Source organism: Streptomyces sp. YIM 98790, from assembly GCF_011421595.1.
Lineage (GTDB): Bacteria > Actinomycetota > Actinomycetes > Streptomycetales > Streptomycetaceae > Streptomyces.
The window spans coordinates 37,579-56,429 of sequence record NZ_WTLH01000002.1 but is presented as its reverse complement, the minus strand read 5'-3'; the positions used below and the strand labels follow the sequence as shown (position 1 = coordinate 56,429).

General features: G+C 73.6%; 22 protein-coding genes. 10 read left to right on the top strand and 12 right to left on the bottom strand.

Translation table 11 applies throughout. The annotated features are described in order from the left end of the window. Positions 1-47: 47 nt before the first annotated feature. From GQS09_RS00745 to GQS09_RS00690, 12 genes are all read right to left on the bottom strand, one after another. Positions 48-731 carry a hypothetical protein gene (locus tag GQS09_RS00745; RefSeq protein WP_165983972.1) on the bottom strand — a complete coding sequence of 228 codons (684 nt, stop codon included), beginning with the start codon at positions 729-731 and terminating at the stop codon, positions 48-50. Beyond that, positions 728-1,603, bottom strand: a complete 876-nt coding sequence (locus tag GQS09_RS00740; RefSeq protein ID WP_165983971.1) for a winged helix-turn-helix transcriptional regulator — start codon at positions 1,601-1,603, stop codon at positions 728-730. The genes GQS09_RS00745 and GQS09_RS00740 overlap by 4 nt, the downstream gene beginning before the upstream one ends. A gap of 54 nt (positions 1,604-1,657) precedes the next feature. Then, positions 1,658-2,086 (bottom strand): hypothetical protein, encoded by a 429-nt coding sequence (locus tag GQS09_RS00735; protein ID WP_165983970.1) that lies wholly within the window; start codon positions 2,084-2,086, stop codon positions 1,658-1,660. Beyond that, positions 2,083-2,547 (bottom strand): WecB/TagA/CpsF family glycosyltransferase, encoded by a 465-nt coding sequence (locus GQS09_RS00730; RefSeq protein WP_165983969.1) that lies wholly within the window; start codon positions 2,545-2,547, stop codon positions 2,083-2,085. The genes GQS09_RS00735 and GQS09_RS00730 overlap by 4 nt, the downstream gene beginning before the upstream one ends. A 127-nt stretch (positions 2,548-2,674) precedes the next feature. Then, on the bottom strand, positions 2,675-3,466 hold the full coding sequence (locus tag GQS09_RS00725) for a glycosyl hydrolase (protein WP_165983968.1): 792 nt from the start codon (positions 3,464-3,466) through the stop codon (positions 2,675-2,677). A gap of 12 nt (positions 3,467-3,478) precedes the next feature. After that, positions 3,479-3,892 (bottom strand): hypothetical protein, encoded by a 414-nt coding sequence (locus GQS09_RS00720; protein WP_165983967.1) that lies wholly within the window; start codon positions 3,890-3,892, stop codon positions 3,479-3,481. Continuing rightward, positions 3,889-4,314 (bottom strand): hypothetical protein, encoded by a 426-nt coding sequence (locus GQS09_RS00715; protein ID WP_165983966.1) that lies wholly within the window; start codon positions 4,312-4,314, stop codon positions 3,889-3,891. Before GQS09_RS00715 ends, GQS09_RS00720 begins: the two co-directional genes overlap by 4 nt. Continuing rightward, a complete protein-coding gene (locus GQS09_RS00710) occupies positions 4,311-4,760 on the bottom strand; it encodes a GNAT family N-acetyltransferase (protein WP_399552372.1) in 450 nt (149 codons plus the stop codon). The genes GQS09_RS00715 and GQS09_RS00710 overlap by 4 nt, the downstream gene beginning before the upstream one ends. Before the next feature lie 50 nt (positions 4,761-4,810). Continuing rightward, positions 4,811-5,134, bottom strand: coding sequence for a DUF3631 domain-containing protein (locus GQS09_RS00705; protein ID WP_399552367.1), 324 nt, complete (start codon positions 5,132-5,134; stop codon positions 4,811-4,813). A gap of 227 nt (positions 5,135-5,361) precedes the next feature. Next, positions 5,362-5,793 carry a cytochrome P460 family protein gene (locus GQS09_RS00700; protein ID WP_165983963.1) on the bottom strand — a complete coding sequence of 144 codons (432 nt, stop codon included), beginning with the start codon at positions 5,791-5,793 and terminating at the stop codon, positions 5,362-5,364. Next, entirely contained in the window at positions 5,790-6,377 is a 588-nt protein-coding gene (locus tag GQS09_RS00695) for a DUF4913 domain-containing protein (RefSeq protein WP_243760987.1), read from the bottom strand. Before GQS09_RS00695 ends, GQS09_RS00700 begins: the two co-directional genes overlap by 4 nt. 182 nt (positions 6,378-6,559) lie before the next feature. Beyond that, positions 6,560-7,333: a site-specific DNA-methyltransferase gene (locus GQS09_RS00690; RefSeq protein WP_165983962.1), complete on the bottom strand. Its 774-nt coding sequence runs from the start codon at positions 7,331-7,333 to the stop codon at positions 6,560-6,562. Positions 7,334-7,781: 448 nt separating this feature from the next. Between GQS09_RS00690 and GQS09_RS00685 the strand changes: the two genes are divergently transcribed. The 10 genes from GQS09_RS00685 to GQS09_RS00635 all read left to right on the top strand — a co-directional run bounded on the left by GQS09_RS00685 (position 7,782) and on the right by GQS09_RS00635 (position 18,756). Further along, complete coding sequence (locus GQS09_RS00685) at positions 7,782-8,879, top strand: C40 family peptidase (RefSeq protein ID WP_165983961.1); 1,098 nt, start codon at positions 7,782-7,784, stop codon at positions 8,877-8,879. A 114-nt stretch (positions 8,880-8,993) separates the two neighbouring features. Next, positions 8,994-9,314 carry a DUF6112 family protein gene (locus GQS09_RS00680; protein ID WP_165983960.1) on the top strand — a complete coding sequence of 107 codons (321 nt, stop codon included), beginning with the start codon at positions 8,994-8,996 and terminating at the stop codon, positions 9,312-9,314. Continuing rightward, a complete protein-coding gene (locus GQS09_RS00675; protein ID WP_165983959.1) occupies positions 9,311-10,000 on the top strand; it encodes a hypothetical protein in 690 nt (229 codons plus the stop codon). Before GQS09_RS00680 ends, GQS09_RS00675 begins: the two co-directional genes overlap by 4 nt. A 55-nt stretch (positions 10,001-10,055) precedes the next feature. After that, positions 10,056-11,456 (top strand): ATP-binding protein, encoded by a 1,401-nt coding sequence (locus tag GQS09_RS00670; protein WP_165983958.1) that lies wholly within the window; start codon positions 10,056-10,058, stop codon positions 11,454-11,456. Between the two features lie 100 nt (positions 11,457-11,556). Continuing rightward, positions 11,557-13,014: an SCO6880 family protein gene (locus GQS09_RS00665; protein WP_165983957.1), complete on the top strand. Its 1,458-nt coding sequence runs from the start codon at positions 11,557-11,559 to the stop codon at positions 13,012-13,014. Between the two features lie 44 nt (positions 13,015-13,058). Further along, on the top strand, positions 13,059-13,520 hold the full coding sequence (locus tag GQS09_RS00660; RefSeq protein ID WP_165983956.1) for a DUF6238 family protein: 462 nt from the start codon (positions 13,059-13,061) through the stop codon (positions 13,518-13,520). Further along, positions 13,517-15,007, top strand: a complete 1,491-nt coding sequence (locus GQS09_RS00655; protein WP_165983955.1) for an ATP-binding protein — start codon at positions 13,517-13,519, stop codon at positions 15,005-15,007. Before GQS09_RS00660 ends, GQS09_RS00655 begins: the two co-directional genes overlap by 4 nt. A gap of 47 nt (positions 15,008-15,054) precedes the next feature. Beyond that, positions 15,055-15,588, top strand: coding sequence for a hypothetical protein (locus GQS09_RS00650; RefSeq protein WP_165983922.1), 534 nt, complete (start codon positions 15,055-15,057; stop codon positions 15,586-15,588). Positions 15,589-16,672: 1,084 nt separating this feature from the next. Then, positions 16,673-17,521, top strand: coding sequence for a hypothetical protein (locus GQS09_RS00640; protein ID WP_207957318.1), 849 nt, complete (start codon positions 16,673-16,675; stop codon positions 17,519-17,521). Positions 17,522-17,529: 8 nt separating this feature from the next. Next, on the top strand, positions 17,530-18,756 hold the full coding sequence (locus GQS09_RS00635) for a hypothetical protein (protein WP_165983952.1): 1,227 nt from the start codon (positions 17,530-17,532) through the stop codon (positions 18,754-18,756). The last annotated feature ends 95 nt before the right edge of the window (positions 18,757-18,851 follow it).

The following is an 18,851-nucleotide window of genomic DNA, read 5'->3' as shown; positions in this document are numbered from 1 at the left end:
GGTGCGGAACGAAGCGCGGGCCCACGGCGGCCCCGAAGGGTGGCCGGTCAGGCGGCGCGGCGCAGGGAGACCGCCTGGGGCGGAGAGGTGGCAGGTGCGGTGCGGCGGGCGGCGGCCACCTGGGGCGGGATGGGCGGCACGGTGTGGTGGGCTGCGGCCCAGTTCTGCAGCGAGGTGGCCACTGCTCGCAATGCCGCACCCGCCGGGCCGAGTTCCCAGCCGCCCTCGGGGTGGGGCTGGGCAACGCGGCTGGTGACCAGGCTGTTCGTCTGCTCGGTGGCGGGGCGGTCGAGGCGGCGGCCCAACCCGAGGGGCAGCGTGGTGGTGGAGTGGCCGAGCAGGAGGTGGACCTCGGGGTCGCTCAGCAGCCACACGGTGGCACCGGCACGGCTCACGAAGGTGGACTCCTGCGCCGGGTAGTGGTGGGTGCGGGCCCAGCGGGCCGCCGCGTGGTAGAAGTCGGCCAGTTCCTCACCGGCGTCGGTCAGGACGTAGGCGGACGGCGTGGTGGCCTCGGTGTAGAGGAGCAGCCGGTGGCGGGCGGCGATGCCCATGGCGTAGTCGCGGGTGGTGGCGCTCAGGTCCGGCAGGGCTGCGGCCAACTGCCGTCGGTGGATGGGTCCGGCGTCGGACAGTTCGCTGACGACGCGGACGATCCAGGGCCGGTACAGCTGCTCGGCCGCCGCGGCGGCATGAACCTGCGCAGGGGAGGGATCACAGGCGCGGGTCATCGTGTCCGCCCCACGCGAGCGGCGGCGGGTACGGGGCGGGCCGGGGCGGCGTGGGAGAAGAGGTCTCCCGGCCGCCATGCCGGGCGCAGCTGCTCCGGTGCGGTGGGCGGGGGACCGGCCGGGGCCGGGTTGCTGGTGCGGTGCGTGGTCCAGGCCCCGGGTGCGGCGGGTGCGGGTGCGGGCTGGTGTGTCCACAGGGGGTGGTCCGGTGCCGGGTCGGTGGGGCGGCCGGCGGCCCAGGCGGATATTGCCGCCCACACCGGGGCGAGGTCATGGCCGGCGCCGGTGAGCTGGAAGCCCTGGCCGGTGGGGGCGCGGCGGATGAGCCCGGCCTCGGTCAGCTGCCGGATGGGCTGGTAGATGGCGGTGGAGGTGTGGTGGGGGGTGATCAGTGCGGCCAGTTCGGAGCCTCGTGCGCAGCCGTGGGCGCGCAGCGCCCACAGCACCGCGGGGGCGTTCTTCGGGCTGAGCAGGGCGAGGGTGTCCTCGATGTCCTGGGCGCGGGCAACGGGGCGGGGGTTGCCGTCCGGGCCGGTCTCCTTCTCCAGGTGGTCCTGTGCCCACTGGGCCAGGGTGTTCAGGACCCCGCCGAGGGCGTGGGCGCGGTCGGTGAGGCGGTAGCAGGAGTGCCGGGTCTGGGGTTCGAGGCGTTCGGCCAGTCCGTCGTCGACCAGCTGGCGCAGCCGGGGGGAGAGCTGGCCGTCGGCCAGCCAGGGCAGGCGGTCCTTGACCTCCCGGTAGCGCAGCGGCTGCGCGCCCATGGACATCAGCGTCCAGACCGCCCAGCGCGGGGCGAGCATTTCCAGGCTCTCCTCCACCCTGCTCAGGTCAGCGGCGGTGGCACGGGGGAAGGCAGGCAGCGGCAACAGCATCTCCAGGTAGTCGAGGGGCGATGGGCGAAGAAGCAGGCAGCGTGTCGGCGCCGGTCACGGGGCGCGGGAGGCTGCCGCCGGCTTCGCGGGACGTGGCGGCGGCAGTGCGGGGCCTTCGGTCGCAGGCGGGTGGGCGGCGTGCAGCACGGCGGCGGCTCCGGCGGCGTGGGCGTCGCGGGCGGCGAGGAACTGTCCGAGGCGCTGTGCGCAGGCCAGGATGTGGCTGGCGTCGCTCAACTCCACTGTCCGGGAGGGGGAGGTGAGTTCCCGCAGCCGCTGCAGCTGGGCGGCGATGCCGTGTTCGGCACGTACCAGGCCGGCGTAGATGGTCAATGCCGCCTCCTGCACCGCATCGGACCGGGCACCGGGGGCGGCCGTGGCGTGCAGTTCGGCAAAGGGCCGGCCGAAGGCGGCTTCGATGTCCCGCCGGAGCTGTTCGGCGTGTGCGTTGACGGGACGGGTGCCGGCGGAGCCGTGGGTCACCGGGCGCTCCGGCGCGCGGCCTGCGCCCGAACGGCCCCCGGCGGGTGGGGCGGCAGGCCGGATGTCATGGCGGCGTGACGGCCGGGCGTGGAGGACCAGGCGGGTGCGGCCGGCGGGTGGAGCAGGTGCAGTACGGCCAGTACCCGCGCGTCGCGGGCGGCGACCGCGTCGTTCACCTGCTGCGCGGCCTGCATCTGCTGCTCATCGAGCACGCCGGGCTCGGTGCCGAGTATCTCCAGCAGGTGGTTCTCCGCGCGTTCCAGTACCCCCTGAGCGCCGGCCAGCAGGTGGAATCCGTGCACGGCCTGGACGGCACGGGGGTTGGTTCCCGGGACTCGGGAGACGGTGTGCTGCAGCTCGGGCAGCGGCCGGCCGAAGTGCTCTTCGATGAGCTGGGCAACCGTCTCCAGCACGTCCTCGGTGGCGTGCGGATCCTGCGGGTGGTGCGGGCCCTCGGTCACAGATATGCCTTTCGCAGCGCAGCAGCGGGACAACGACGCGCCCGCCCGGGCGGAGGGGCCGGTGTCCCGCCTTCCAGGGTTGGCAGTTCAGCCGGTTTGGCCAACCGGCGGTCCGGCGCTATAAGCGCTACCGGCCCCGGCGCTCGGCGGTGGGTGCAGGTGCGGCCGGTGGCTGAAGCGCGGGCTGGGGCAGCGCGATGTGGCGCCGGTACAGCCACTGCCTGGCCGCCTCCCGCGTGGGGAAGGCTCCCTCGCGGATGATGTAGGTGCCCCACTCCAGGCCGCGTTCTTGCACCAGGAGCCGGTAGGGGGCGTGCGCGCTCACGGTGGCGCTGTCATGCAGCAGCACGGTGATCTCCGGGCTGTCGAAGTCGTCGTAGGTGTAGTGGTCCAGCAGCGTGTAGCGCTCCGCACTGGTCGCCAGCCGGTTCTCCAGGGCGGCGGTCGCATCGTCGGCCGGTCGCCACCAGTCGGCCTCGGGCAGCAGCACCAGGGCATGCGGCGGGCAGCCGCGGGCGGCCAGCCACCGCTGGGCCAGGGCCATCAGCGGAAGGTATGTGGTGGCCAGTGTGAAGGTGTGCTCGCTGCGCCGGCGCGTGAGGTGCACGGCCAGCAGCTGTGCGCTGCCGGGCAGGCCCCAGGTCTGGGAGGAGTCGTAGAAGATCAGGAAGCTGTCCGGGCCGGCGTGGTGCGCGGCCAGGCGCTCAATTTCGGGGAGGTGCAGATCGATGCGCTGGCGGAACTCCTCCGCGCTGTCGCGGTCGGCGGGCCGGTATCCCTGTAGCCGCAGGTCCAGATCTTCCAGGTCCTCGACGACCAGGTCCTCCTCGAACGCCTCCTCATCGGTGTCATCGGCACAGGAGGCGTTGTGGTGTGCCGCTTCGGCGTCACCGCCGGATTCGGGCTCGGGCACAGGCATGTCCTCTCCTGGTCAGCGCAGAGGGGGCGGGTTCAGCCGGGGTCGGCCCGGCGCGGGCGCACGGTCCTGGCCGGGCTGCGTCCCTGCCGGGAGGCCGGGAAGAGGCGGCGGGGCCAGGGCCTGCAGGCACTCGCGGATCGACTCCAGGTGCCGGTCGCGTGCGGCAACGGCGCGCCGCAGCCGGGCGGCGTAGAAGTCCAGTTCCGTGTGCCGTCCTCCTCGGGCCTGCTCGGCGCGTAGCCGGTCGGCGACGGTGCGGGCACGGGCCTCGGCTGCGGCGAGTTCGGCTCGCGCCCGCAGCAGCCGCTGGACCAGTCCGTCGCGTGGGGCGCGGCGCCGTAGGTCCTCCAGCGCGCAGCCGAATGCCGTCTCGATCGCCGCATCGGCCGTGGAGGGGAGGTGTGCTGCGCCTGGGGTTCCGGTCACCGTGCCCGGCCCGGCGGGCACTGGCCGGGGGGCGGAGGCAGGGGGCAGGGGGAGGTGCGTGGCGGGGCGCACGGATGGGTGCTCAGGTGGATGTGGGCGACGTTGAGGCGGTAGTTGCGGCGGGCGACCTGCCAGGCCAGTTGCCGGCGCAGGGTTTCTTCGTCTTCCGGGGCGCGGGGGCGGGCGGCCAGTCGGGCCCGGGTCACGGCCACGTCTTCGGCGAAGGCCAGCAGCTCGGCGTACTGCTCGGCCACCAGTGCCGCTCCGTGGCCGAGGCGGTCGGCGTGGTGGTGCAGTCGCCCGGCGCTCACGCCGAAGGTGGCTTCTATCCGCTCGGCGAGGTCGTCGATCAGCTCGCGGAAGGGGACGGGGTCCGGGCGCGGAACGGGCGACAGCAGCTCGTCGTCGGCCGGTGGTTTCACGGGCTCCACCCCACCTCCCGCAGGCGCGGCGGCCGGGTGAGTGCGTTCAGGGGCAGCCGGACCTCCACGCAGGGTCCGTCCCGGTTCTCGGCCACCGGGCCCAGCGCTCGCAGCACGCCCAGGAGGGCGGTGTTGGTGGCCTGGGTGTAGGCGGTCAGCGTGTGCCAGCCGGCAGTGCGGGCGTGGGAGGCTGCGTGCCAGGCCAAAGCGGTACCGATGCCGAGGCCTTGGCTGGCGTCGGCCACCTGGAGTCCCAGGTCCGCACACCCGGCCTCGCCCGGTACCGGCCCCAGGCAGGTCAGCGCGACCGCCTCGCCCGCACCGTCGCGGGTGAGGAAGCACTGGGCGGCGTGCAGCAGGCGATGGTAATCGCGTTCGGCCAGGACCGGCCGGCCCCAGCGGCGGTGCATGGCCTCGCTCGAGCAGCGGCGGTGCATCTGCCGAATCGCGGGCCAGTCCGCCGCCGAGGCCCGGCCGGTGACCAGGACGGGGGCGGTCAGCAGTACAGCTCCTGCAGTGCGCCGACGATCGCCGATCGGCGGTAGGACTTGCGGCGCCGCCCGTCCGGCAGCGTCACATCCCGGCTGAACACCTCGTACGGGGCGAGGAGTTCGGCAAGGCGGCGCTGGGTCAGCGCGGTGCGCGGCCAGTGCGGCGCCCACCGCGGGCCCGGCATCTGCCGCAGCTCCCGGACCAGATCCTGCGAAGAGATCGCGTCCGGGTGGCCGAGGCGGTCGAACACCTCGTAGCAGTCCATCACGATGTTGTCCAAGGAGGCTGTACGGTCGGCCCGCAGGCGCGCGGCATCGGGCCCGGCCATAGCCTCCGTGACGGGGCCGGTCTCACCAGGCGCTTCCGGACACAGGTAGGAAGGCGCCTCGCAGGCCCCGCGCGGGCTCGGTGTCGCAGTCCGGCATGCGCCCTGACCGCACCGGCAATCGGGCGCGGAGCACGGCTGCGGCGGGACAAGCGCGGCGGCCAGGGCCTCCGCCACCAGGGACAGCAGCGAAGACGACGAGTGAGGGAACGGGTGACAGGTGGTGCAGGTCAACGTGCGAAGCCTTCCGAAGACGGGGATGCGGCAGGCAGCGGGCGCGTGCGGGCGGCCTGCGGGGAAGCGGCGCGGGCGGCGTGCACGCGGGCGCTGACCGGCCCGGGGTGCCGGCCCAGCCGGGCGGCCACGGTGAGGTAGATGTTGTTGCGGGCCTTGGGGCGTACCGCGACCAGGTAGATCTCCCGCGCGAAGGCCGAGCCCGGCGGCGCGGGGCGCTCTTCGTAGACCAGCCGCCAGGCCGCCGCCGGGTCGATGTAGATCTTGCGCAGACCGGCGAGGTTGGCGGTCAGTTCCCTGCCTCGCAGGGTGCCGTTGACCACTTCCTGCATCCGCATCAGCGCCTGGTCGCGCATCTCTGCCGGGGCGTGCAGCAGGTCCTCCACCGCGCGTGGGTCGGCGGCGAACCCGTACTGCGGGCCGCTCACGACGCCGCGTGCCCGGGGCGGGCCGGGCCCTTGGGGCCGGGCAGCAGGCGGTGCGACTGCGGCACATCGGGGTTGGTCTGGCAGGCGCTGAACGGCCCGTTCGGTGCGCGCAGCGCCGCCATGGTGTGGTCCAGGAAGTCCCGGTGCCACACTGCCATGGCGGAGGGGCCGGCGTCCGCTTCGCGGTGCTGCTGGTAGGACAGCCACAGCGCGTGCAGGCGGGCCACCGCCTCGGGGTGCTCCTGCCACTGCTGGCACCACGGGGCAGCCGTGCTGACCTCCCGTCCGTACCAGTGCAGTAGCACCTCCTCCACCCAGTCGGTCAGCGCATCGAGTTCGTTCTCGTAGTCCTCGCCGTCCAGCAGGGCGATGAACTGCGGCGCCGCAGGCGGCCGGGACGGCGGTGCGCCGGGGAAGGACGCGAACGGCGGCGGAGCGGCAGCCAGGGTGTCCAGCATGCGGGCCTGCTCGGCGGAGTCCTGCAGCAGCCGGCTGACACTCGCCTGCAGGGAGTCCAGATCCGAGTCCGGCAGCCGCACCGGCTCCACCAGGCCGTCATCACGGGGGTCAACAGGTACCGACAAACCAGCTCCTCAGCGACGAAAAGACGGCCGCGGACACCAGGGCCCGCCAGCCAGGGGCCGCTTTCACTGTCCGCACCGGCGCCGGTTTGCCCAGCCGGGGCATTGCGGCTATAAACCGCCGCCCGAGGCGGGGCCGGGAGGGGGAAGCATCACGGACGTGGAGGCGGACGCCACCGGGGCGGTCACGCAGCGAGGGTGCACTCCTCTCGCGTGAGTGCCTGTTGCATCGCCTGCAACAGCCGCTGTTCAGCGACCTCGTGGTAGACACGTGTCTTCTCGATGCCGATGAAGTCGCGGCCCTCCAGCAGGGCGGCAACCCCGGTGGAGCCCGATCCGGCGCAGAAGTCCAGGACGGTGCCGCCGGGAGGGCAGATCTTCACCAGTTCCCGCATGACCGACACCGGCTTCTGGGTGATGTGCCTGCGGGCCTTGCCCGAGGGCTGGGAGGCGGTGAAGGTGCCCGGCAGGTACACCGGCTTTCCCTCGTCGTCGATGTTGACGGCCGGGTCGAGGTCTCCGTAGGAGCCCCAGACGATGTACTCGCAGTCCTGGCGGAAGCGTCCGCGCTGGGGGCGGGACTGCGGCTTGTGCCAGGTGAGGATGCCGCGCCACAGCCAGCCGGCGGCCTGCAGGGCGTCGGTAGTGACGGGCAGCTGCCGCCAGTCGGTGAACAGCAGCGCCGTGCCGCCTGGCTTGGTGAGCCGCTGGGCTTCCGTGAGGATCTGCGTGAGCCAGAAGCCGTAGGAGCGCTGGTCCATGTTCTCGCCGGTAAAGTCCGGCAGCTGGTGACCGGCGTCGGCGGAGGTGTACTTGGCGCGGGCGGTGCGCGAGGTGCGCTCCTTGGCGGTCCGGCCGCCGGAGTTGTAGGGCGGGTCGGTGATCACGGAGTCCACACAGTGCTCCGGAAGCGTGGACAGCACGGCCAGGGCATCGCCCCGGTGCAGGGAAAACGGCAAGGGAAAACAACCCCTATCAGGGTCGGTGGTGTGGGAGCGGCCCCCGCGGGCCCGGCTCGCCGTCGGCGGCTGGTGGCCACAGGGCCAGGGGAGGCTGGGGAAGGTTCCACGGTAGCGGCGGTCCGCCGGTTGACCACCCTCAGCACTGCACCGCTCTCAGAGCTGTAAATCCGCAGGTCAACGGTCTGTTTGGACAACCGGCGGGATCGGCCTACCGTGGTGGAGCCCGCCGGTTCCCCGGCCTCGCCCCCGCTTGTGACGGCGGTGGCCCATCTCCCCCGGAGCGGCTCCGTCCCCTGCTTCAGTGGCCGGCCTTGGTGGTTGCCGCTTCCGCTCCCCCTGTATAAGGACTCCCTTTGGTGATACCGCTGCTCGCACCGCCCTGCCCGTCCGCACGATCCCGACTCCGCCCGGGCCTTGCCGGCCCGGCCCGGGGTGAGGCTGCCGGTTGAAGGGCGCCGTGGCGGCGGTCGGAGTGCTGTGCCTGTCTCCGCTCCTGCTGGCCGGACTGATCGTTGTCGCGGCAGCGGGCGGCGGTGCCGCTCTGAGCAGCCAGGCCGCCTCCTGCGCGGACGGCCTGGACACCTTCACCCTCGCCCGCCGCACCGCCGCCCTCCTCGCCGAGAACACCGACGATGACGCGGAGGGACTGGCGCTGCCGGGGGAGCAGATTCCGAACGCCTACACCATCGTCACCACCGGCATCCTCATGGACGTGCCCGAGCGCGGACAGCTCGTCGCGCTGGTCACCGCCCTGCAGGAATCGCGCCTGCGCAACCTGCCCTACGGCGACCGTGATTCGCTGGGGCTGTTCCAGCAGCGGCCCAGCCAGGGCTGGGGCAGCCCGCAGGAGATCCTCGACCCCGTCTACGCCTCCACCCGCTTCTACCAGGCGCTCCTCGGCGTCTCCGGCTGGCAGCAGCTGACCCTCGGCCAGGCGGCGCAGGCCGTGCAACGCTCGGCCTATCCGGAGGAGTACGCCAAGTGGGAGCCGCTGGCCACCGCACTGCGCACCGCGCTGGCCGACATCGTGCCCGCAGCGAGCGCTGAGGGGGCTCTGGTGTGCCGCCCGGGTGAGGACGGCTCCGGCTGGGGCGCGATCCCGGAAGGTGCAATCCCCGAGGGCTACACCGTTCCGGCCGATGCGCCGCCGCAGGTGCGCACCGCGCTGTCCTGGGCGATGCTGCAGCTGGGCACGCCCTACCAGTGGGGCGGGTCGTGCACGGATGCGCACGGGCCGGACCCGTTGGGCCGCTGCGACTGCTCCTCGCTGATGCAGCAGGCCTACGCCGCCGCCGGTATCTCCCTGTCGCGCACCACCTACACCCAGGTTGGCGAAGGTACCGCCGTCCCCGTGGCCGGCCCGCTCAAGCCCGGCGACCTGATCTTCACCCGGGGTACCGCCGCCGTGCCGGAACACGTGGGGATGTATATGGGCTCGGGCCTGGTGATCAACGCCCCGCGCACAGGAACCGTTGTGCGCGTGGAGGCCTTCGACTCCTGGGCTTCGCAGGTGCTGGCTGTGCGCCGCATCGTCCGCTCCTGACGCCCGCTCCGCCCGCGGCGCTGCCAGCCCAGCGCCGGGCGCCTTCCTGATCTCTTCCGCCTTGTCTCCCGTGTCGTCCTCGTGCCGGACCACCGGCGCGTGCAAGGAGTGTGCATGCCCCGTTTCCTGCTGCCTGCGGGCAGCGTGGATCTGCTGGCCTACGATCCGGAGATCGCTCCGGCCGAGGGCGGCCTGCCCGGCCTGGATGTGCTCAAGGGCGTGGTCTCCAGCATCAACCTGTTCTGCATCATCGCCGTGGTCGGCGCGCTGGCGGTGTCCTGCGCGGTGTGGGCCTGGGGCCACTTCACCGGCGGCCACAACGCCGAGGCCAACGGCAAGAAGGGAGCGCTGGTCTCCGCCGGCGCGGCCCTGGGCCTGGGCGCGGCCAACGGGATCGTGGCCTTCTTCTCCGCGCTGGGGGCGACGATCGAATGAAGCAGCCCGCCCCCACCTCCCTCGCGTCCGGGTCCTGGCCCTGGCCGGTCAACCGCCGCCTGCTGGTGCTGGTGTCCGCGGTGGCGGTGCTGACCGCGGGCACCGCCGTGCTCGGCTGGCTGACCACGAGCACCGGCACCGAGCCTTCGAGCGCCGATCCGGTGTCCTCGCCGTCGCCGGTCTCCACCGGTGAGTCCGCAGCCCCGGGCCCGTCCGCGGGCAACGGCGGTGTGGCGCCGCCCCCGTCGGTGAGCGACCCGCTGGCCTTCGGCGCCGCAGCCGCGGAGGTGCTGTGGTCCTACGACACCAGGACCGCCAGCCGCGCCGAGCACCTGGCCGGGCTTGAAGTGTGGATGACGGCCGAGGAGGAGTGGGCGGACTTCGACGCGGTGGCCGCGCAGGTGCCTGATCCGCTGCTGTGGTCGCGGATGGCCGACCAGGGCCAGCACGCCACCGCCACCGCGGAGGACGCGCGCTACCCGCACGCCTTCACCGCCGCCCTCGCCGAGGATCCCGCCGCCCTGGCCGAGACCCACATCTACGCCGTCACCGTGACCGGCCACCAGTCGATCGCCTGGTCGGGCGGCGGGGCCGGTGCGGAGGACCGCGCGATCACCCTGGCCGTGCAGTGCCGTCCGGACACGGACTGCGCGCTGGTGTCCATCGCCCCGCGTGTCGCGCCCTGACCGGCCCAGGGCATTCCGGTCGTGACCTGTCCTGCCCGAGGAGGGCACCTCTGTCGTGGATTTCTGTTCCATCCCGCTCGCCGGTGAACTGTGTGATGTCGCGGGCGCCATCGACTTTGTCTCCGACCCCGGTGCGGCGATCACCGAGGGCATCGGCGCCTGGATCGCCAAGTCCGCCGGTGAACTGGCCGCAGCCGCAGCCGACCTGGCCGCCGAGGCGGTCAACACCACCACCGCGGTCGATCTGAACGCCTCCTGGTTCCGCGCCAACTACGCCATGCTGCTGCCGATCGGGCTGGTGCTGATCGTGGCGACCTTCTGCGCCCAGCTGGTCCGGGCGGCGATCCGCCGGGACGAGGCCGCGCTGGCGCGGGCGTTCACCGGCACCGCCTCCGGGGTGCTGTTCTCCTTCTTCGCCATCGCCGGCACCACGGTCGCCATCGAAGTGGTCGACGCCCTGTCGGACGGGCTGTTCGCCGCCGCGGGCACCTCCATCGAGGACGCGGTCCGCCGCACGGTGATGGTCGCGCAGATCCCGGGCATGTCCCAGCTGGGCTGGATGGTCACCGCGTTCGCCGCCATCGGCGCCGCCCTGGGCGGGGCGCTGTACTGGGCGATCATGATGATCCGCAAGGTCGGCATCCTGGTGCTGGTCACCCTGGCGGTGTTCGCCGGTGCGGGCGGCGGCTGGGAGGTCGCCCGCCGCTGGCGCCGCGGCTGGATCGAGGCCACCGCCACCCTGGTGGTCTCCAAGCTGCTGATGACGATCATCTTCCTGCTGGGCATCTCCGCCATCGGCCAGAGCGAGGCCACCGGAGGGCTGGCGGCGCTGTCGGATGTGATGGCCGGCATCGTCATCATGGCCATGGTGCTGGCCACCCCCTATGCCACCTTCCGGTTCGTGCACTGGGCCGCCGAAGGCGCCAACGGCGAGGACCTGCACCGCGCCGCCGGCTCCGGCATGCAGCGCACCCGGCAGGTGACCGAACGCGCCGGACGGCAGATCGCCGCCGGCATGGCCACCGGCGGAGGAGGCGCCGCCGCGGGATCGGCCGCCGCCCCGCAGGGCCCGCCGACCGTTCCGGGTCAGGGCCCCGGCGGCATCCTCGCCGCCCACCCCACCGCCGGTTCCACCGGCACCAATGCCGACACCACGGCCGGCGCAGGGCCGCGTGAGGGCAGCAGAGGGAAGGTTCTCCAGCCTCCGCTGCCCCCGGGCCAGGACACCGACAGCGCGGGTACCGGCGCGGCAACCTCGGCGTCCACCGATCCGGCGCCCGACCCCGCAGCGGCGCGGCACGGCGGCAGCCCGCCTTCCGGCGCCGCGCCCTCTCCCGGTGCGGCCGTGTGGACCGTGCACTCCCCCGCCGCCACGCACGACGCCGAGGGGCCACCGGCCTCCGCGGAGACGGGCAGTCCTCCGGCCGCCTCGCAGCCGCCCCCGGCCGGTACCTGACCCAGCTCTCCCCGGGTCCCCGGTGGGTGCCGCCCGCCGCCCTTGGCGGGCGGTACCCGCCGGCCCTGCCAACCGCCTTATCGACGAGCTGGAGCCTGCGTTGTCCGATGTCCCGCTGCCGGTGAAGTTCCCGCACCGCTCCCGGCGCGGCGTGCTGCTGGGCCTGTCCTGGCCGCAGCTCGCCGTCGTCTCCACCGCCGGCGCGCTGCTGCTGGCCACGGTCATGGCCTCCGGCCTGCCCGGTGTGCTGGCGCTGGCGCCGCTGTGGGCGGCGGTCGCCGCCGCCGTCCTCATCCGCCGCCAGGGGCGTTCCCTCATCGACTGGGCGCCCGTCCTTGCCCGCTACACACTGCGCGCCCGCGCCGGGCAGCGGGCTTGGCTGGCGCGCCCCGTCTCCCGCCCCGCCACCGCCGGCCTGCTGCACCTGCCCGGCGCCACTGCCTCGGTGCGCGTGGTCACAGCCGAAGGCTCCGATGCGGCGGCGCTGTTCGACCCGCGGGCCCGGACCCTGACCGCCGTGGCCCGCGTGCAGTCCGCCGCGTTCGCCCTGCTGGACACCGCCACCCAGAACGCCCACGTCACCGCCTGGGGTCGGGCACTTGCCGCGCTCTCCCGCAGCGGGCACATCGCCTGCCTGCAGGTTCTCGAGCGCACCGTCCCGGACTCCGGGGACGCCCTGGCCCGGCACTGGTCCCAGCACGGCCGACCCCAGGCGCCGGTGGCCGGGGAGGTCTACGCCGATCTCGTCGCCGCCGCGGGACCGGCCGCCGCCCCGCACGAGACGTATCTGGCGCTCGCGCTGGACTGCAAGGCCGCGCGGCGGCTGATCTCCCAGGCCGGCGGCGGACTGGCCGGCGCCTTCACCGTGCTCGGGCAGGCCACCACCTCCCTCACCCAGGCCGCCCGCAACGCCGGACTGACCATGGCCGGCTGGCTGACCGCCCCCGAGATCGCCGCCGTCATCCGCACCGCCTACGACCCCAAGGCACTCTCCGCCCTGCAGCAGTGGTCGGAAGCCGGCCGCGCCCAGGCCGACCCGGCCGCCGCCGGGCCCGTGGTCCAGATCGAAGAACCCGACCGGCTGGTCACCGACACCGCCCGGCACGCCACCTACTGGGTGGAGAACTGGCCCCGCACCGAGACCAGCGCCGGATTCCTGCACCAGCTGCTGTTCAGCGCCGGAGTGCGCCGCACCTTCTCCCTCATCTACGCGCCCCGGGCGCTGGAGGCCGCGCTGCGCGATGTCCAGCGGCGCAAGGCCACCATCCTCGCCGATGCCGCCGAACGCCGCCGCAAGGGCATGGTCGACCGCGAAGCGGACAGTGTCGAATACGCCGACGTCAAAGCCCGCGAACGGCAGCTGATCGCCGGCCACGCCGATGTCGGCCTGACCGGCCTGCTCACCGTCTCCGCCGACACCGACAGTCAGCTCGACGCCGCGTGCGCCCAGATCGAAACTGCCGCCGTCGCTGCCCAGATCGACATCCGCCGCCTGCTTTTCCAGCAGCCCGCCGCCTTCGCCCTCGCCGCCCTCCCCCTGGCCCGCACCGCCCTGTAAGCCGCCCTGCCCTCGCCTGCCCTGTGGGCAGAAAGGTTCCGCCCATGCCGGACGACGCCCACCCCTACCTGCGGGCCGCCACCACCGGGGTACGCCGCCACACCGAAACCCGCCGCCCGGCACTGCCGCCGGGCCTGGCACGGAACGACGCGGCGGACCGCCCGCACCTGGACCTCGTCCACGCCCATCTGGTGGCCCTGCACGCCTTGGTGGACCAGCTCACCGAGGACACCCGGCCCGCTTGGCCCGCCGCTGGCAGCCACCTCTCGCTCGCCCGGGTGCGGCTGTGGCAGGCCACCACCGCCGTGCACGACGCCTTCCACCAACTTCGCCTGCACACGTCCGACACCGCCGGCGGCAGCGCCTGCCCCGCGCCGCTGCCCGAAGGCCCGCCCTTCACCACCATCTGCCAGCGGCACCTGGCCGCCACCCACACGATGCGGCGCACCACCACCCCCGTCGACCTCGCCCGCCCCGTCCACGGCCACACCACCGGCGCGCAATGACCCGACCGGCCTACCGGCACACCACCGCCGCACCGCTGTTCACCCCGCACACCGCCGACCGCTCCGCCCGCCGCGCGCAGCGCCGCCGCCTGGCCGAGGCCGGCGCCGCCGCCCGCAAGGCCGCCGCCGAGCGAGGCCCGGCACACCAGCGCGACGAGCAGTCCCTGCCAAGCGCCACCTATCCCGCCTCGGGCCGCCCGGGACCGGCCTCCGCCCGCGGCACCCGGCTGCGCCTGCCGCCGCACCGGATGACCACCGCCGTTGCCGCCGGGGCCTTCCCCTTCCTCGCCGAAGGCGGACTGGGGGCCCAGGGCATCTACATCGGGCGCGATGTGCACGCCGAAGCCTCCTTCTGCTTCGACCCCTTCACCCTCTACGGCAAGCTCGAGGGCTTCACCAACCCCAACGTGCTGCTCGCCGGTGTGATCGGGCAGGGCAAGTCCGCTCTGGCGAAGTCCTTCGCGCTGCGTTCGGTCGCCTTCGGCTACCGCGTCTACGTGCCCTGCGACCCCAAGGGCGAGTGGAGCCCGGTCACCGCCGCGCTGGGGGGCACCTCCGTGGCGCTGGGACCTGGCCTGCCGGGCCGGCTCAACCCGCTGGACGCCGCACCGCGCCCCGGAGGCGTGAGCGAGGCGGACTGGGCTGGGGAGATCCGCAAACGCCGACTGCTCCTGCTGTCCTCCCTCACCCGCACCGTGCTCGGACGGCCCCTGCACCCCGTCGAGCACACCGCGCTGGACATCGCCCTGCACATCGTCGCCACCGTGCACCCCGGCAGCACCCCGCTGCTCGGCCAGGTCGCCACCGCCCTGGGCGATGGCCGGCTGCTGGACGCCGGGGCCGGCGCACCGATCGGGGACGCGGCCCGGGACCTGGCCCACGCCCTGCGGCGGCTGGTCCACGGCGACCTCGCCGGCATGTTCGACGCCCCCTCCACCGTCGCTTTCGACCCGAGCGCGCCGGTGCTGAGCATCGACCTGTCCCGCCTCGGCTCCTCCGGAGAGGACACCGCGCTGGTGCTGGCCATGACCTGCGCCTCGGCCTGGATGGAATCCGCCCTGTCCGACCCCGCGGGCGGGCGGCGCTGGATCGTCTACGACGAAGCCTGGCGCCTGATGCGCCACCCGGGACTGCTGGAACGCATGCAGGCCCAGTGGAAACTCTCCCGCGGCCTGGGCATCGCCAACCTCATGGTCATCCACCGCCTGTCCGACCTGCTCACCGCCGGCGACGCCGGCTCCCGCGGACGCGCCCTGGCCGAAGGGCTGCTGGCCGACTGCTCCGCCCGCATCATCTACCGCCAGGAAACCGACCAGCTCACCGCTGCCGCCTCCCTGCTGGGCCTGACCGGCGTGGAGTCCGAGGCCATCTCCCACCTGGGCCGCGGGCGGGGCCTGTGGAAAGTCGCCGGCCGTTCCTTCGTCGTCCAGCACCTCCTCCACGCCCAGGAGGCACGGCTGTTCGACACCGACGAGCGGTTGCGGTAGCCCGCCCGTCCGCCGAACCCACACCCCCACCATCCCCAGCGAGGACCGTGACCTTCCCCGCCTTCCCCCCGTTCTCCCACCCCGACTTCGAGCTGTACGACAACGTCGGCCGCACCACCGAGCAGATCCACTCCTACAACACCGGCGAGCCCACCGAGGACGACAAGCGCCGCTGGGCCGACCCCGACCGCCCCGGACCCGCCGGCGACGGCATCACCCCCTGGACGAAGCGGCTTCAGACCTGTTCCGGCCTGGAATCCTTCCAGGACATCACCTACCAGGTGTGCGGCTCCGAGAGCAGCGCCGTCTCTCGCCTGCAGGATTTCCTCAAGGCCGCCGCCGGATGGTGCCAGGACGCCGGACAGGAAGAACTCGCCCAGCGGTACTGGGACGTCTGCGATGCGCTGGACCGGATCGCCGAGGACCTCACCGCTCTCGACCACGACCTGAGCACCGTTCCCGAGCCCGCCCGCTCCCACAACGTCGCACCGACCGCAGCGCCGGGCACCGCACCGACCCCGCCTGCGCATCCGCCCGCTCCACCGGGCGGGGCGACCCCGCCGACAGGACGTGCCCGGTGACGGCACCCGCCCCCGCACCGGGCACCAGCCCTTGGCGCGCCTCGGGCGCCACCGGCCCGGACGCAGGCCCGAGGGATTGCGGGCCGGTGAACGGGACATCGCCTGCGGGCGGGTATCTGGCCTGGCGGTGCGAGGAGATCGCCCAAGAGCTGGCCGTGTCGGCGTTCGACGCGGACGGCATGGCCGACCTCGCCGACTGGATCGGCGTGCTCTGCCACATCATCGACTCCGCCACCGCCAGCGCACACCAGCAGTTGTCCGACCCGGCAGACCGCTTCGCCGCACAGCGCCGCAGTGTGGGAGTGCTCGCCAGCGCGGTCGCCGGCCTGACCCAGGCCCAGCATCTGCTGGCCGGCGCCTTGCTCCACGCGAGCGACGGCCACCATGCCCAGGCCTGGCCTGCGGGAGAAGGCCGCCGAGAGGCGGTGGCCGCCGNCATCGACTCCGCCACCGCCAGCGCACACCAGCAGTTGTCCGACCCGGCAGACCGCTTCGCCGCACAGCGCCGCAGTGTGGGAGTGCTCGCCAGCGCGGTCGCCGGCCTGACCCAGGCCCAGCATCTGCTGGCCGGCGCCTTGCTCCACGCGAGCGACGGCCACCATGCCCAGGCCTGGCCTGCGGGAGAAGGCCGCCGAGAGGCGGTGGCCGCCGCCCAGGCCGCAGCGCAGCAGCACTGTGTCCAGGCCCGGGAGGTCCTGCGGGGTGTGGTGGCGCTGCTGCGCGGCCCGCTGGCACCTGCGGTCCGCCCCAGCGATCTTGCCGCCCGCCTCGTGCCCGCTCCGGCCAGCAGGGCCGTCCGCTGACTCACGTCTCTGAAGGAGCACACATCATCACCCAGCACCTGATGGCCTCCTTCGCCGACCGCGTCGCGTCCCGGCTGCCCGGCGGGTGGAGAGCCACTACGGGTCCCGCTCGGCACGGCAAGGACGACCCAGCTCACCGGCTGTGGGATGGCGGACATGTCCTGTGGGCCGTTGCCACCTTCGGCGCGGAGTACCAGGCTCTGCTGACTGGCCCCGGCGGGCTGGAACTGCTGGTGATTCCCCGGCCGGTCCGGTCCGGCCAGATGCTCATCGCGCCCCTCGTGCCCCGCCTGGTGACGGAGCTCGACACCGCGCGGTCCGGTATCGAGGAGCCGCACGGCATCGCCGTGCCGGCCGATCCGGCTCGCGCAGCCCATCTGGTCGCGCGCCGGCTGCTGCCCCGCTACCGCCATGCCGCCGCCGCTGTTCTGTCCTCCGTCCTTCACCACCGCAGCGCTGCAACCGGACAGAAGGTGGACATCAGCTTCGACACCTGGGGTCGCCCGCAGGTCACCACGACGTATCCGGAGGCGGTGCTCATTCTCGCCCGGGCCGGGTTCCGACACGACCCGCGCCAGGAATGCTACGTGCCGCCTTCGCGTGTCTCCGGAGCCGAGGCGGACCGCCGGCTCGCCCACGTCGCACAGCAGCTGGGGAACGCCGGCCTCCACGTCACGGTGCACGCCGGCCCCGACCCGTGCCACCACGGGCAGGCCCGGCATGCGCCGCAGCCGGACGAGGTGCAGCTGCGCGGCGCGGTGATTGCCGCGCTGCAGGTGATGCAGGACCACCTCGCCGCCGGCGGGCGGCTGGAACTGACCGGGTGGGGGCAGGCAGCCTTGGAAGGAGCCGGCCTGGCGGCCGGCCATGCCCGGGACATCGACCGCGTCGTCATTGCTGCGGTGCTGGCCGAAGCCCGCCAGCATGCTGCCGGTGAGGGCGAGCCGTTGCCGGTCGTGATCCAGCGGCTGACGCACCAGTCCACCAGGGACGAGCAGCTGGACATCGTCACCCGGGCGCTGCAGCGCGTTGTGCTCGCCTACGCCGCAGAACCTCCGGCCCCCACCGGCCCGGATCGCTCCCGGCGGCCGGCCCTTCCACCGGCCAACTCCCCCCTTCACCACCGATGACGAGGCACATGGCTGCGCACATCCTGCTCGACGGCTCCGGCCCCGCCACTACCGCCCGCCTCAGCCCAGGAGCCCCCGGCCACGCGGCCACCGCGCTGCTCGCCACCGGTTTCCGCCCCGGCCGCACCGGCACCTACCGCCTGCCGTCCTGGTACCGCGCGGATGAGGGATACCTCGCGGTCAAGGCGCTGCACTTGCTCGCGGATGAGACCGGCATGGACATCGACCACGCCGACCGGCCGGGTCTGACCACCCTCGCCGACCGGATCGCACACCGCCTGCCCGGCACCTGGACTGCGAAGATCACTCGCCTCACCCGCCGGGTGTGGCAGGAAGACCTCGCCGCCTGCGTCTGGGACCACCACGGCGTGCTGCACCGCGCCCTGGCCGAGCACCGCGTTCCGCGCGCCGCAATCCTCACCGACGAGCAGCGCCACCAGCTCGTTGTCATCGACCGGCCCGGCCATCCCGGCCGCCTGCTGGCCGCTCCCCTGGCAGGGAGTGGGTTCGAGGATCTCAGCGCTGCGGGCATCGCCGCGGCCGGTCTGCCCGCGCCGGATGCGATCAGCCTCCCGCGCGATCCCGCCCGCGCCGCCGCCGCACTGGCCCGGCGCCTGCTGCCCCACCAGCTGCAGATGCTGCACGCCCTGCGCGTCGTCGAACTCGAGCACGCTCTTCGCCAGGGCCAGGCCGCACTGGCTGCGTGGGACGCGGTCTCCGACAGCCTGTGCGACGCCGCCGGCCAGCCGCTGGACGAGAACGCCTACGGCGCGCGCCAGCGCCGACGCGACACCCAGGTCTGGGACCACTACCGCACCTTCCTGCGGCACGCACCCGAACTGCTCGGGCACGTGGAGACCCTCAACCCGCGCATCCTGGCCGGACACCCCGAGGCGCGGCACCTGACCTGGCGGCTGGACCGGCTGCGCGGCGCACTCAACGCCGGAGAGCGGATCCTGCACGCCTGGCAGCAGGAAGTGCAGAGGATGCGGACCGTCCCCGACCCGGGCCTGCACATCCCGTACGAGGAGGCCGTCGCCGAGCGCAACGCCGAGGCGTGGACCTACATGGACGACGTCCTCGCCCACGGCCCGGTCCTGGTGCAGCTCGCCCGCCTGCACCCCACCAGCCCGCCGCCCGGCCCTCATCGCGCACGGCGCCACTCCCGGCACCGCCTCGCGCCGGCCAGTCGGCCAGTCGGCCAGTCGGCCAAGCCTGTGTCCCGGCGGCGCTGACCACGACCGGCCAAGACCGGCCGATTGCTCGGCCGGGCAGGACAGGCCCCTTTCGAAAGGAGCATCCGCCATCCCGGAGCAGGATCCATCCGATA

Coding starts and splice junctions, on each gene's coding strand:
- GQS09_RS00745 (WP_165983972.1), bottom strand. CDS start 731: ATGACCCGCGCCTGTGATCCCTCCCCTGCGCAGGTTCATGCCGCCGCG.
- GQS09_RS00740 (WP_165983971.1), bottom strand. CDS start 1,603: ATGCTGTTGCCGCTGCCTGCCTTCCCCCGTGCCACCGCCGCTGACCTG.
- GQS09_RS00725 (WP_165983968.1), bottom strand. CDS start 3,466: ATGCCTGTGCCCGAGCCCGAATCCGGCGGTGACGCCGAAGCGGCACAC.
- GQS09_RS00705 (WP_399552367.1), bottom strand. CDS start 5,134: ATGGCCGGGCCCGATGCCGCGCGCCTGCGGGCCGACCGTACAGCCTCC.
- GQS09_RS00680 (WP_165983960.1), top strand. CDS start 8,994: ATGCCCCGTTTCCTGCTGCCTGCGGGCAGCGTGGATCTGCTGGCCTAC.
- GQS09_RS00675 (WP_165983959.1), top strand. CDS start 9,311: ATGAAGCAGCCCGCCCCCACCTCCCTCGCGTCCGGGTCCTGGCCCTGG.
- GQS09_RS00660 (WP_165983956.1), top strand. CDS start 13,059: ATGCCGGACGACGCCCACCCCTACCTGCGGGCCGCCACCACCGGGGTA.
- GQS09_RS00655 (WP_165983955.1), top strand. CDS start 13,517: ATGACCCGACCGGCCTACCGGCACACCACCGCCGCACCGCTGTTCACC.
- GQS09_RS00635 (WP_165983952.1), top strand. CDS start 17,530: ATGGCTGCGCACATCCTGCTCGACGGCTCCGGCCCCGCCACTACCGCC.